The sequence below is a fragment of the Acuticoccus yangtzensis genome (assembly GCF_001927245.1).
Classification (GTDB): domain Bacteria; phylum Pseudomonadota; class Alphaproteobacteria; order Rhizobiales; family Amorphaceae; genus Acuticoccus; species Acuticoccus yangtzensis.
Genome location: NZ_MJUX01000012.1, coordinates 79,418 through 92,169, shown reverse-complemented (window position 1 = coordinate 92,169; position 12,752 = coordinate 79,418). Strand labels below are relative to the sequence as shown.

Annotated in this window: 13 protein-coding genes; 4 read left to right on the top strand and 9 right to left on the bottom strand. The window is 69.9% G+C overall.

Annotation, left to right across the window (positions count from 1 at the left end; all coding sequences use genetic code 11):
- Positions 1-369: isocitrate/isopropylmalate family dehydrogenase (locus BIX52_RS20965; protein ID WP_245803255.1), on the top strand; the 369-nt coding region annotated here is incomplete at its 5' end.
- Positions 370-488: 119 nt separating this feature from the next.
- Here the strand turns inward: BIX52_RS20965 and BIX52_RS20960 are convergent.
- From BIX52_RS20960 to BIX52_RS20920, 9 genes are all read right to left on the bottom strand, one after another.
- Positions 489-836 carry a RidA family protein gene (locus BIX52_RS20960; RefSeq protein WP_075223058.1) on the bottom strand — a complete coding sequence of 116 codons (348 nt, stop codon included), beginning with the start codon at positions 834-836 and terminating at the stop codon, positions 489-491.
- Between the two features lie 97 nt (positions 837-933).
- Positions 934-2,046 (bottom strand): NAD(P)/FAD-dependent oxidoreductase, encoded by a 1,113-nt coding sequence (locus BIX52_RS20955; protein WP_075223057.1) that lies wholly within the window; start codon positions 2,044-2,046, stop codon positions 934-936.
- Between the two features lie 107 nt (positions 2,047-2,153).
- Positions 2,154-3,539, bottom strand: a complete 1,386-nt coding sequence (locus BIX52_RS20950; protein ID WP_075223056.1) for an FAD/NAD(P)-dependent oxidoreductase — start codon at positions 3,537-3,539, stop codon at positions 2,154-2,156.
- Positions 3,536-3,859 carry a (2Fe-2S)-binding protein gene (locus tag BIX52_RS20945; RefSeq protein ID WP_075223055.1) on the bottom strand — a complete coding sequence of 108 codons (324 nt, stop codon included), beginning with the start codon at positions 3,857-3,859 and terminating at the stop codon, positions 3,536-3,538. The genes BIX52_RS20950 and BIX52_RS20945 overlap by 4 nt, the downstream gene beginning before the upstream one ends.
- Complete coding sequence (locus tag BIX52_RS20940) at positions 3,843-4,949, bottom strand: NAD(P)/FAD-dependent oxidoreductase (protein WP_075223054.1); 1,107 nt, start codon at positions 4,947-4,949, stop codon at positions 3,843-3,845. Before BIX52_RS20940 ends, BIX52_RS20945 begins: the two co-directional genes overlap by 17 nt.
- The gene (locus BIX52_RS20935; RefSeq protein ID WP_075223071.1) at positions 4,946-5,692 is read right to left on the bottom strand and encodes an ABC transporter permease; all 747 of its coding nucleotides are present in this window, start codon (positions 5,690-5,692) and stop codon (positions 4,946-4,948) included. Before BIX52_RS20935 ends, BIX52_RS20940 begins: the two co-directional genes overlap by 4 nt.
- 47 nt (positions 5,693-5,739) lie before the next feature.
- Entirely contained in the window at positions 5,740-6,534 is a 795-nt protein-coding gene (locus tag BIX52_RS20930) for an ABC transporter permease (protein WP_075223070.1), read from the bottom strand.
- Positions 6,535-6,578: 44 nt separating this feature from the next.
- On the bottom strand, positions 6,579-7,640 hold the full coding sequence (locus tag BIX52_RS20925; RefSeq protein ID WP_075223053.1) for an ABC transporter ATP-binding protein: 1,062 nt from the start codon (positions 7,638-7,640) through the stop codon (positions 6,579-6,581).
- Positions 7,641-7,895: 255 nt separating this feature from the next.
- Entirely contained in the window at positions 7,896-8,933 is a 1,038-nt protein-coding gene (locus BIX52_RS20920) for an ABC transporter substrate-binding protein (protein ID WP_075223052.1), read from the bottom strand.
- 238 nt (positions 8,934-9,171) lie between these two features.
- Here BIX52_RS20920 and BIX52_RS20915 point away from each other — a divergent pair, with 238 nt between their 5' ends.
- From BIX52_RS20915 to BIX52_RS20905, 3 genes are all read left to right on the top strand, one after another.
- Complete coding sequence (locus tag BIX52_RS20915) at positions 9,172-10,080, top strand: LysR substrate-binding domain-containing protein (RefSeq protein ID WP_075223051.1); 909 nt, start codon at positions 9,172-9,174, stop codon at positions 10,078-10,080.
- A gap of 308 nt (positions 10,081-10,388) precedes the next feature.
- Entirely contained in the window at positions 10,389-11,462 is a 1,074-nt protein-coding gene (locus BIX52_RS20910; RefSeq protein ID WP_075223050.1) for a tartrate dehydrogenase, read from the top strand.
- A gap of 14 nt (positions 11,463-11,476) precedes the next feature.
- Positions 11,477-12,640 carry a mandelate racemase/muconate lactonizing enzyme family protein gene (locus BIX52_RS20905; protein ID WP_075223049.1) on the top strand — a complete coding sequence of 388 codons (1,164 nt, stop codon included), beginning with the start codon at positions 11,477-11,479 and terminating at the stop codon, positions 12,638-12,640.
- Positions 12,641-12,752 lie beyond the last annotated feature (112 nt).

The window sequence follows — 12,752 nt, the reverse complement described above, 5'->3', positions numbered from 1 at the left end:
GTCATCGTCACCGAAAACATGTTCGGCGACATCATCTCCGACCTCGGCGCGGCGACGGTCGGCGGCATGGGCATGTCCCCCACGGCCGAGGTGGGCGACAACAACGGCTTCTTCCAGGCCGCGCACGGCTCGGCGCCGGACATCGCCGGGCTCGGCATCGCCAACCCGCTCGGCACCATCCTGTCCGGCGGGCTGATGCTCACCTGGCTCGGCGAGCGCCACCGGGACAACGCACTGATCGACGCCGGCGCGCGCATCGACAGCGCCGTCGGCAAGGTGATCGACAACCCGTCGCTGCAGCCGGGCGACCTCGGCGGCAAGGCGACCTCCGCCGAGATCACCGACGCGGTCGTCGCCGCCCTGGCCTGATCCGGACCTCTGGGGCACTCAGCCCCCCCGATGCGGAAACGGGGGACGCCCTGCGCCCCCCGCTCATCCGTCGAAGCAGTGTGATCAGGTGGCCGCGAACGGGCCACCCGCCGCGATGATCAGGGCTTCGCCGCCGAGATGACGATCTCGATGTGAACGTCCTTGCCCAGCTCCGCGACGCCGATGGTGGCGCGCGTCGGCAGGTGCTCGGCCGGGATCCACTCCAGCCACGCCTCGTTCATGCCCTCCTTGGCGGCGAAGTCGGAGATGTAGATCATCGCCGTGAGGATGTGCTCCTTCGACGAGCCGACCTCGGCCAGAAGCGTGTCCAGCTTGGCGCAGATCTCGGCGGTCTGGCCCTTCATGTCCTTCGACTTGTCGTCGGCGACGAGGCCGCCAAAATAGAGCACGCCATTGTGCTCGACGACGCGGTGGTTGATGCGCGTCTGCATGTGCCGCTTGATCACGGAAAGTCTCCTGAAAGTGCCCGCCCGCGGGATCGCGAGGCGGGGTGGAATGGCGCGCCCGCCCCTCGGAAGGCGCGCCGGATCGCCGGGACGGCCCTCAGGCCGCGGCCCGGAAACGGGTGATGGAAAACGGCGCCAGCGGCGCGTTGGTGTGACCGTCGGCGATGATCTCGGCCATCACCGAGCCGACGCCGGGGCCGAGCTGGAACCCATGCGCCGAGAAACCGAACGCATGAAAGGCCCCCTCTTGCGTCGACGACGGGCCGAGCACGGGAATGTCGTCCGGCATGCGCCCTTCGATCCCCGCCCAGCCGCGCACCAGCCGCGCCCCGGCCATGATGGGGAAGATCTCCCGCGCCGTCGCTGCCGTGTGCTTCAGCTGCGCGAAGTCGAGGTGCGACAGGTTTTCGGCGGGCACCGCCCGGCCGCGCCGCCCGCCGCCGATCACCACCGTTCCATTGGGCATCTGCTTGAACGACAAGGGCCGCCCCGTCGCCCCCACCACCGCGTCGCAAAAATGCGGCATGCGCGCGGTGACGAGCATCATCGGCGCGATCGCCTCCACAGGCGCATGCTCGCCGAGCTGGGCGGCGATCTCGCCCCCCCACGCCCCGGCGCAATTCAACAGCTTCGGCGCGGTGAAGACGCTCCGGTCCGTCTCGACGCGGAACCCGTCCGCCCCGCGCGTCACCCGCCGCGCCGCCGTCTCCTCGAAGATGCGCACCCCCTCCGCCGCCGCCTTGCGCGCGAAGGCGAAGGTGGTCTGATAGGGCAGCGCGAACCCGTCCCCCAGCGAGGCGAGCCCGCCGACGATGTGCGGCGCCACGGCGGGGAGATGCGCCCGCACCTCGTCGCGCGACAGGATCACCTCGTGGTCGTAGCCGAGGTCGCGCAGCCGCTGCGCGCGGGCCGCCAGCGTGGAAAGCTCGTCCTCGCTCTCCGCCACCTTGATCTGCGGCGCCGCCTGAAAGCCGCAGTCGTCGTCGACGATGTCGGCGATCCGGTGCCACATCTCCATCGAGCGGACCGAGAGCGGGATCTCGGCGACGTCGCGCCCCAACTGGCGCACCCCGCCCGCGTTGACGCCCGACGCATGCCGCCCCGCCGTGTCCTTCTCCAGAAGGACCACGTCCATGCCCTTCAGCGCGCAGTGCAGCGCCGCCGAATTGCCGTGGATGCCACCGCCGATGACGATGAGGTCCGCCCCCATCCCCCCGCCCGCGGGCGGCGCGGGCAGGCGCCCCCCCGCCGCGGCAGCCGGAGCGCCGGGTGCGGCAGCCTTGGCGCCGGGTGCGGGACGCGGGTCACCCGGCGCGCTCATTGCGCGGCGACCGGCTCGGCCTCGCCCAGCTCGGCGAGTTCGGAGAGCGGCAGAGGCTTGAGCGGCGGGCGGATGCGGTAGTAGCCGACATCGCCCGGCGTCACCCCGCGCGCGGCGGCGATCAGCTCGGCCACCACCATCCCGCACACTCGGCCCTGACACGGCCCCATCCCGGCGCGCAGATAGGATTTCACCTGGTTCGGCCCCGCCGCGCCGAGCCGCGCGGCATGGCGGATCGCCCCCGCCGTCACCTCCTCGCAGCGGCACACCACCACGTCGTCCGCGGGCGCGAGCGCGGCCTCGGCCGGCGCGTAGAGCGTCTCCAGCAGCGGCCTCACCGCGGCGTCCTTGGCGAGCGCGGCGCGCACCGCCCCCCTGGCGCCTTCGTCCACCGGGCGCCCCGCCGCCTCGGCCGCGCCCATCGCCGCCAGCCGCCCGGTCAAGACCGCTGCCGCAGCGCCCAGAATGCCGCCCCCGTCACCGGCGACGTAGACGCCCGCCCGGCTCGTCATCCGGTCCGCGTCCAGCACCGGCACGAAGGCGCGTTGCGCGGTGTCGAACACGTGGTCGCACACCAGAAGCCGCGTGATCTGCGGGTTCGGCACAACGCCCATGTGCAGCGCCACGTGGCGCGTCTCGATCCGCATCGCCCCGTCGGCGCCCTTGAAGGTCACCGCCTCGGCGTGCGTGGCGCCCGCGATCGCCACATCCGTCACCCCGGTGTGGACCGGAACGCCCGCCGCCTTCACCGCCCACATCATCCGCACGCCCTTGGCGAGCGCGGCGGCGTTCTTCAGCGCCCCCGGCAGATGCTTGGCCGCGGCCATCAGACGCCCGTGCGGCACCGTCTCCACGATGGCTTTGGGCGGCACACCGGCGGCCACCATCTGGCTCGCCACCAGCCACAAGAGCGGGCCGGAGCCGACGAACACCGTGTCCGGCTCCACGATCCCGCTCGTCTTCAGCAAAATCTGCGACGCGCCCGCGGTGGTGACGCCGGGGAGCAGCCACCCCGCCATCGGCACAGGTCGCTCCACCGCGCCGGTGGCGACGATCACCGCCCCCGCCGCCGCCTGTCGCGACCCGCCGCCGGCCGAATAATCCACCACCTTCTCAGGCGAGATGTTCCACACCGTCGCCCGCGGCCGGTAGTCGGCGCCGGACGCGCGGAACGCCGCCGCAAGGTCCGCCCCCTTGGCGAAGTCCCCGCCCAGCACCCCCCGCCGAGAGGGGCCCGCCGCCTCCACCCCGCGCCAGATCTGCCCGCCGGGCGCGCCCGCCTCGTCCAGCACCAGAACGGAAAGGCCCGCCCCGCGCGCCTCCACAGCGGCCGCCATGCCCGCCGGGCCGGCACCGATCACCACGACATCGTAAGCGCTCACGCCAGCATCTCCCGCCCGCCGTCCTCGTGCGCGAACGCATCGACGGCGCCGTCCTGCGTCGTCACGACCAGGCCGTCCGCGGCCTCCACCATGCACGCCTGCCGGTTCGGCACACCGTCCACCACCACCAGGCACTCGAAGCAGGTGCCCATCATGCAATAAGGCCCGCGCGCCATGCCGGAGACGGCGGAGCGGCGCGTCGTGTCGATCCCGGCGGCCAGAAGCGCGGCGGCCAGGCTGTCGCCCGCCCGCGCCTCCACCCGCACACCGTCGAACGTGAAGGCGATCGGCTCGCCCGCGGCGTCAATGCGCGTCGGCATCGAACCTCCCTGCGTTGAAGACATCGAGTTCGGCGCCCAGCCGCCCGGCCGCCAGCATCGGCGCCAGCGCCAATGCATGGGCCGCGGCCAGCGTGACGCCGGAGTGGCAGTTGACGGTGAAGGCGCCCGGATGATCCCGCGACTCCTCGTAGATCGGGTACCCGTCCGGCGCCATCACGCGCAGCGCACCCCATGAGCGCACGATCCGCAGGTCCTTCAGGAACGGGAACATCTTCACCGCCCGCGCCGCGATGGCGGCCATCGTCGGCGTGGTGGACGTCAGGTTGAAGCCGACATCCTCGTGACTGTCGCCGATCATGAAGGTGCCCTCGGACGTCTGCCGCACCACGTGGGTGGGCATCTCGAAGGCCATCGCCGCCCGCTCGGTGACGAGGATCTGCCCCTTCTGCGGCGCCACCGGCACGGTGAGGCCGACGCCGGGGCCGAGCGCCCGGTTGCCGAGCCCCGCCGCCAACACCAGCCGGTCGCCGCGGAACGTCCCGGCGGCGGTCTCGGCGCGGAACCCCGCCCCGTCCGGCGCGACCTCCGTAGCCCGCGCGTCACCGACGATGCGCCCGCCGTGCGCCAAGATCCCCTCGTGCAGCGCGCGCAGGAGATAGAGCGGCGAGGCGTGACCGTCATGCTTGCAATAGGTGCCGCCGACGACGTCCGGCCCCAGCCCCGGCACAAGCTTGCGCACCTCGTCCCCGTCCAGGATCTCCGCGCCGTACTCCGCCGCGCCGTGCACGTTGTGCATGCGGTGGATGAGGCTCTTGCGCGCGTCCATCTCCTCCTCGGACAGCGCGAAGTGCAGCCCGCCCGGCTTGGAATAGTGCGTCTCGATGCCGGTGAGGTCCCTCAACTCGGCCGTGAACTCCGGCCACAGGTCGGCCGAACGGCGCGTCCAGCGGGTATATTCCGGCCGCCCGTCCCCCTTCGACTGCACCCACACCAGGCCGAAATTGCCCCGCGAGGCGCGAAACGCCACGTCCCCCTCGTCGAGCACGGTCACCGTGTCGCCCGCGCGCGCCAGCCCGTAGGCCACGGCCGCGCCCACCAGGCCGCCGCCGACGACGATCGTATCCGTCATCGCTTGCCCTCCCCGATGAGGAGGCGGTCCAGGCCGTAGAGCCGGTCGACGATGAGCATGACAACAACCGTGAAGAGGATGGCGACGGTGGAGACGGACGCCACCAGCGGGTCCGTCGTCTGCGCGATGTGCGAGAAGAGGCGCACCGGCAGCGTGGTCGTCGACGGATTGACGATGAAGATCGACACCGTCAACTCGTCGAAGCTGGTGATGAAGGCGAGGACGAAGCCGCCCACCACGCCGGGCGTGATCGCCGGCAGGGTCACCCGCCGGAACACCGTCCACGGCGAAGCGCCCAGCGACACCGACGCCTTCTCGATCGACGGGTCCATCCCCGTGACCGACGCCAGCACCAGGCGCAGCACGAACGGGATGATGATCACCGCATGGCATACCGCGAGGCCGATGAAGGTGCCGTTCATGCCGAACAGCGACAGGAAGCGCAGGAACGAGATGCCGAGCACAACGGTCGGCACCGTCAGCGGCGACAGGAAGAGCGCCTGCAGCGCGTCCCGCCCGCGGAAGCGCCCGCGGCCGATGGCAAGCCCCGCCGGAACCGTCAGCACCGTGGCGAGGAGCGCCGAGACGAAGCCGAGCTTCAGCGACACGATGAAGGCGTCGATGAAGTCCGGATTGTCGAGGATCGCCCAATACCAGCGCAAGGACAGCGTGCTCGGCGGAAACTCGAGGAACCCCTCGGCGGTGAAGGACACCGCCACCACCACGCCGATCGGCGCCAGCATGAAGACCGCGAAGAGCACGGTGAAGATGTGCGCGAATGCCCCGTTCTTCACTGGAAGACCCCCGCGAATTGACGCTCCACCACCCGGTTCCACGTCACCATGATGACGAGGACGGCGACGAGGAGGATGATGGCGATCGCCGCGCCCAGCGGCCAGTTGAGGGTGTTGAGGAACTCGTCATAGACCGTGGTCGCCACCACCTTCACGCGCCGCCCGCCGATCAGCGACGGTGTGGCGAAGGACGAGGCCGACAGCGAGAAGACGATGAGCGAGCCGGACAAAATCCCCGGCATCGCCTGCGGCAGCACCACGCGGCGGAAGATGGTGGAGCGCCGCGCGCCCAGCGATTCGGCCGCCGCGATCGTCGCCGGGTCCTGCCTCTGCAGCGCCGCCCACACCGCGAGCACCATGAACGGCACCATCACGTGCGCCAGCGCCACGACGATGCCGCCGGACGTGTACATCATGCGAAAGGGCGAGGTGAGAAGCCCCATGTCCATCAGCGCCGAGTTGATGACGCCGTTGTTGCCGAGCAGGATCATCCACCCCAGCGTGCGCACCACCACCGAGACCAGCAGCGGGCCGAGCACGATCAGGACCATGATCGACCGCGTCCACGCCCGCATGCGCTGCAGGAAGAAGGCCATCGGCGTGCCGATGATCACGCAGATCACCGTCACCGCCAGCGCGATGGCGAAGGTGCGGCCGAAGATCTCGTAGAAATAGTCGTCGGTCAGCACGTCGATATAATTGTGCAGGCCGAAGGTGAACTCGATCCCGGTGTAGAAGCCGAACGAGTGAAACGACAGAATGAAGGTCATGATCAGCGGCACGACCAGCATCACCCCGAAGAGGGCGAGCGCCGGCGCCGACAGGAGGAACGGGTTCACGCCGCCGCCTCCGGGGCGAGCACGCGCAAGTGGTCCGCCGCCCAGGCGAGGTGCACCGTGGCCCCCGGCTCCGGCTCCGCGTGGCCGCCGTTGCGCCGGGTGACCAGCAATTCGCCCACCGGCGTCGCCACCTTGAAGAGCCACTGATCGCCCAGGAACACCCGCTCGACCACCTTGCCCGACACCACCGCGTCCGCCTCCTCCACGAAGAGGATGCGCTCCGGCCTCAGCGCCAGCATGACGTCGCCCGCGGCGCCGGCACCGTCGGCGGCGGGGGCGGGGGCCGCCAGCCGCACGCCGTCTTTGGTCACGAACTCCGGCCCTTCATAGCGCCCGTGTATCGCGTTGGATTTGCCCAGGAAGGCCGACGCGAAGGCCGTGGTGGGCCGCTCATAGGCCTCGAACGGCGCCGCCTCCTGCACCAGCGTCCCGGCATGCATCACCGCGATGCGGTCCGACAGCGCCATCGCCTCGTTCTGGTCGTGGGTGACGAGCAGTGTCGTCACCCCCGCCTCCTGCTGGATGCGGCGCAGCTCCAATTGCATCTCCTCGCGCAGCTTGGCGTCGAGGTTGGAGAGCGGCTCGTCGAGCAGCAGCAGCTCCGGCTCGATCACCAGCGCACGGGCGAGCGCCACACGCTGCCTCTGCCCGCCCGACAGTTGGCGCGGATGCCGCCCGGCCAGGTGCGACAGGTGGACGAGCTCCAGCGCCGCCGCGATGCGCCGCTTGCGCTCCTTGCCGCGCACCTTGCGCATGTCGAGCCCGAAGCCGACATTCTCCGCCACCGTCATGTGCGGAAACAGCGCGTAGGTCTGGAAGACGATGCCGAGGCCGCGGTCGCGCGCCGCAACGCCGGAAAGGTCGCGCCCGTTCAGCCGGATCGTGCCGGAGGTCGGCTCCTCGAAGCCGGCGATCATCTGCAGCGTCGTCGTCTTGCCGCAGCCGGACGGGCCGAGCAGCGAGACGAACTCGCCGCGCGCCACGTCGAGCGAGAAATCCGCGACCGCCTGAAAGGGGCCGAACGCCTTGGAAAGGTGGTCGAGTTCGAGATAGGCCATCGGTCAGCCTTGACTGTGCAACTGCCGCTTGAGGCGGCGTGAAACGGGCCGCGTTCGCGCGGCGGATGAGCCGGGCACGACGGCACGGCTGGCGGGTGCGCCACACGGGTGGTGCGCGCGGGTGGAGCGTTTGAGCGGGCGGATGAGCCGAGCGGATGAGCGGGGCGTGCGAATGGCCCCCCGCCGGATGGCGAGAGGCCGACCCGTCACCCCGCCGCCGGTGTCAGCCCGGCGGCGGCGGTAGAGTGGAGCGGCTTACCGCTCCACCTCACGCGCCCAGCGCTGCGTCCACTCTTCGCGCAAGGGGTTGATCACGTCCCAGTCCACCGACACCAGCGCTGCCACTTCCTCCGGCCCATAAGGCACGATCGCGGCCAGCTCCTCGGGGATCTCCGCCTTCGCGTTCACCGGACCCACACCCATCGCATCGGCGATCTTCACCTGGATCTCCGGCGTCAGCATGAACTCCATGAAGGCCTGCGCCTCCTCGGGAACGTCCGATTCCACCACCGGGCAGGCGGCCAGCATCAGCGCCACCGCGCCTTCCTTCGGATAGGCGAAGGCGGCCGGGAAGCCGGTGTCCGCAAGGCTCTTGGTGCGGCCCGAACCCCAGATCGACAACGCGATCTCGTTCGACTGGAAGAGCTCCGACATGCGCCCCGACGACGGCTCGAACACCAGAACGTTCGGCCCCACCTCGTCCGCCATCGCCTCGAATCCGGGGTCGATGTCGTTCTCGCCGCCGCCCTTCATGCGCGCCATCATGACGAGCGCGTGAAGGCCGTAGGTGTTGGAGATCGGCGGCACCACCAGCAGACCCTCGAACTTCGGGTCCGTCAGGTCGTTCCACGAGGAGGGCGGCTCCCAGCCTTCGCGCTCGAACCACTCGGTGTTGTAGGTGAAGCCCGTCGCCACGTAGCCGAGGCCGACCGCGTTGTCGGAAATCTTGGCGTTGTCGTAGACGTCTTCGTTGATGACGCCGTCCGCCAGCGGAGCGCAGAAGCCGAGCGCGTCCGCCTGATACATCGGCCCGTCGTCCAGGATGACGACGTCGAGGTCCTGGTTGCCGCGCTGGGCGACCAGACGGGCGAGGTTCTCGGTGGAGTTGCCGGCGACGAATTCGACCGTCACGTCATGCTCCGCCTCGAAGGCGGGGAACACGATTTCCTTCATCAGCGTCTCGAACGAGCCGCCATAGCCGCCGACCGTCAACGTGGCCTGCGCATTCGCCGTGCCGGCGACGGAGAGGCTGGCAATCGTGCCCGCCGCGATGGTTCCGAGAAGCTTGTTCACGCGTCCCCCAATGCTGTCTTCGATTTAGGCAGGCCCATGAGATGGGCAGGGGCTATATCTTTCAATTCAAATAATGTGCCTGTCCTATAACATTAGAACATGGTCAAACTGGGCACACGCTGGCAGTGGGGTGGGCCGAGGGCGGGACCGGGCGCACGCCGCCACCAGGGTCGAAGGCGCGGAGTGGGGTCGACGCTGCCGGGGGAGCGGCCCCCGAAAACCGAACAGGGACGCATCTATGGCACGGGCCAATATCCGCCAGATCGAGGCCTTCAATGCGGTCATGAAAGCCGGATCCGTCACCGGCGGCGCCGCCCTCCTCTTCGTCAGCCAGCCCGCCGTCACCCGCCTCCTCCAAGCGTTCGAGGACGCCTGCGGATTCCCCCTCTTCGACCGCCGCCCCGGCCGCCTCACCCCCACCCCCGAAGCCCGCCAGCTCTTCACCGAAACCGAGACGCTGGAGACCGGCCTCCTGCGCGTGCGCCGCGCCGCCGACGCCATCCGCAACCGCGAGCGCGGCGAAATCTCCGTCGTGGCCTTCGCCGCCATCGCCATGCAGCTCATCCCCCGCGTCGTCGCCGAGGCGCTGCACGGACGCGACGAGGTGCGCGTCACCCTCCTGGTGCGCACCTCCCGCATGATCGAGGATATGATGATCGCCGGCCACGCCGATTTCGGCCTGTCGCTGCTGCCCGCCGCGCGCCCCGGCCTCACCTCGACCCCCGTCACCGAGCTGCGCTTCATGGCCGCCATCCCCGCCGGCCACCCCCTCACCTCGCGCGAGCGCATCTCCATCACCGACCTCGCCGCAGAGCGCATCATCTCGCTCGGCCGCGACGACCAGTCCTACAGCGTCACCGCCGACGCCTTCGAGCGCGCCGGCGTGCCCCTGCGCCCCGTCGCCGAAGTACAGATGGCCGAGGCCGCCACCGCCCTCGTCTCCACCGGCTACGGCATCGCCCTCATCGCCGCCCCGCCCCAGGCCGGCCCGGTCGACCCCAACGTCGTCTTCCGCCCCCTCGCCGAGCACATCACCATGACCGTCTGGCTGATCACCCCCGCCGGAACCACCCTCTCCCGCCTCGCCCAAGAGGTGCTCGCCCTCATCGTCGCCCGCCTCGACGCCGCCGGCGCCGCCGCCCGCTGAGCGCCGCGGCAACGCCTCAGCCTCCGGCGGGCTCGGGCTCACCAATGGTCAGGGCGCGGCCTGACCATCGGAACCGCCATCACGCTGCATCCCGTGACCGAGCCGCGGCACACCATCAAGGACAAGCGGCTAAAGCCGGCCTTCGGCTCCTTGACGGCGCACCACGGCCCGGCCCCAGAATTTGCGCGACGGCGGCTCCGATGGTCAGGCAACGGGACCCGAACTGCGTGAGCGCCTCGCACAAAACCGCGCCGCGGTGCTAAACGTCTCTCCCGACAGGCTGCGGCCAACGACAAGGAGAAACGATCATGCGGGACAATCGGCTCAAAATCGCCGTCATCGCCGGAGACGGCATCGGCAAGGAAGTGGTCCCCGAAGGCCTGCGCGTCCTCGAAGCCGCCGCCAAGAAATTCGACATCGAATTCCAGTTCGACACCTTCGATTTCGCCTCCTGCGACTACTACGCCAAACACGGCAAGATGATGCCGGACGACTGGCGCGAGCAGATCGGCGGCCACGACGCCATCTTCTTCGGCGCCGTCGGATGGCCCGACACCGTGCCCGATCACATCTCCCTCTGGGGCTCGCTGCTGCACTTCCGCCGCGACTTCGACCAGTACATCAACCTGCGCCCCGCCCGCCTGATGCCCGGAGTGCCCTCCCCCCTTGCCGGCCGCGGCCCCGGCGACATCGACATGTGGATCGTGCGCGAAAACACCGAGGGCGAATATTCCGCCGTCGGCGGGCGCATGTTCTCCGGCACCCCGCGCGAAATCGTCATGCAGGAAACGGTGATGAGCCGCCACGGCGTCGACCGCGTGCTGCGCTACGCCTTCGATCTCGCCCAGACCCGGCCGCGCAAGCTCCTCACCTCGGCCACCAAGTCCAACGGCATCGCCATCACCATGCCCTACTGGGACGAGCGCGTCGTGGAGATGGCGAAGTCCTATCCCGATGTGACCTGGAACAAGTTCCACATCGACATCCTCACCGCCCACTTCGTCCTCAATCCCGACAAGTTCGACGTCGTCGTCGCCTCCAACCTCTTCGGCGACATCCTGTCCGACCTCGGCCCCGCCTGCACCGGCACCATCGGCATCGCCCCCTCCGGCAACATCAACCCCGAACGCGACCACCCCTCGCTGTTCGAGCCGGTCCACGGCTCCGCCCCCGACATCGCCGGCCTCGGCGTCGCCAACCCCATCGGCCAGATCTGGGCCGGCGCGATGATGCTCGACCACCTCGGCCACGCCGAAGCGGGCGCCGCCATCGTCGACGCCATCCAGACCGTGCTCGGCGAACAGAAGCTGCGCACCCGCGACCTCGGCGGCCCGGCGGACACCGTCACATGCGGCAAAGCCATCGCCGACGTGCTGGGCTGAGCGCGGGTCCCCTCATGCGCATCGTCGAAATCCGCGAGACCGCCGCCTCCATCGCCTCGCCGATGGCCAACGCCTTCATCGACTTCTCCAAGATGACCTGCTCCGTCGTCGCGGTGATCACCGATGTCGTGCGGGAGGGACGCCCCGTCGTCGGCTACGGCTTCAACTCCAACGGCCGCTACGCCCAGGGCCCCCTCATGCGGGACCGCTTCATCCCGCGCATCATGGAGGCGGACCCCGCCTCCCTCGTCGATGAGGCCGCCGATAATCTCGACCCCTTCGCCATCTGGGACACGATGATGAAGAACGAGAAGCCCGGCGGGCACGGCGAACGCTCCGTCGCCGTCGGCACCATCGACATGGCCGTATGGGACGCCGTCGCCAAAATCGCCGGCGTGCCCCTCTGGCGACTGCTCGCCGATCGCTACCGCGGCGGCGAGGCGGACGAGAGCGTCTGGGTCTATGCCGCCGGCGGCTACTACTATCCCGGCAAGGACCACAGCGCCCTTCAGGACGAGATGAAGGGCTACCTCGATCTCGGCTACGACGTGGTCAAGATGAAGATCGGCGGCGCCCCTCTCGCCGAAGATCTCGCCCGCATCGAGGCGGTGCTGGAGGTGGTCGGCGAAGGCCGCCGCCTCGCCGTCGACGCCAACGGCCGGTTCGACCTTCAAACGGCCCTCGCCTACGCAGAGGCCCTCGCCCCCTACGGCCTCCACTGGTACGAGGAGGCGGGCGATCCGCTGGACTACGCCCTTCAGGCCCGCCTCGGCGAGGTCTATCCGGGGCCGCTCGCCACCGGCGAAAACCTCTTCAGCCATCAGGATGCGCGCAACCTCCTCCTCTACGGCGGCATGCGGGCCGACCGCGACATCCTGCAGTTCGACTGCGCCCTCTCCTACGGCCTCGTCGAATATCTGCGCACGCTGAAGGTGATGGAGGGGCTCGGCTGGTCGCCCCGCCGCGTCGTCCCCCACGGCGGCCACCAGATGTCGCTCAACATCGCCGCGGGCCTCGGCCTCGGCGGCAACGAGAGCTATCCCGGCGTCTTCCAGCCCTTCGGCGGCTTCGCCGACGGCATCGCCGTCAACGAAAGCCGGGTCGGCCTGCCGCAGATCCCCGGCGTCGGCTTCGAGGCGAAGGCGAACCTCATCGCCGTCATGCGCGACCTTGCCTGATCCGGCTGGCGGATATACATTGCGTTAGAGTATATCCGCTCGCCGCTGCGTCCCAGCTGACCCGTGCTATCGGGCGCACATCGCGCGGCCGCGGGTGGAGCGCCATCCGCGC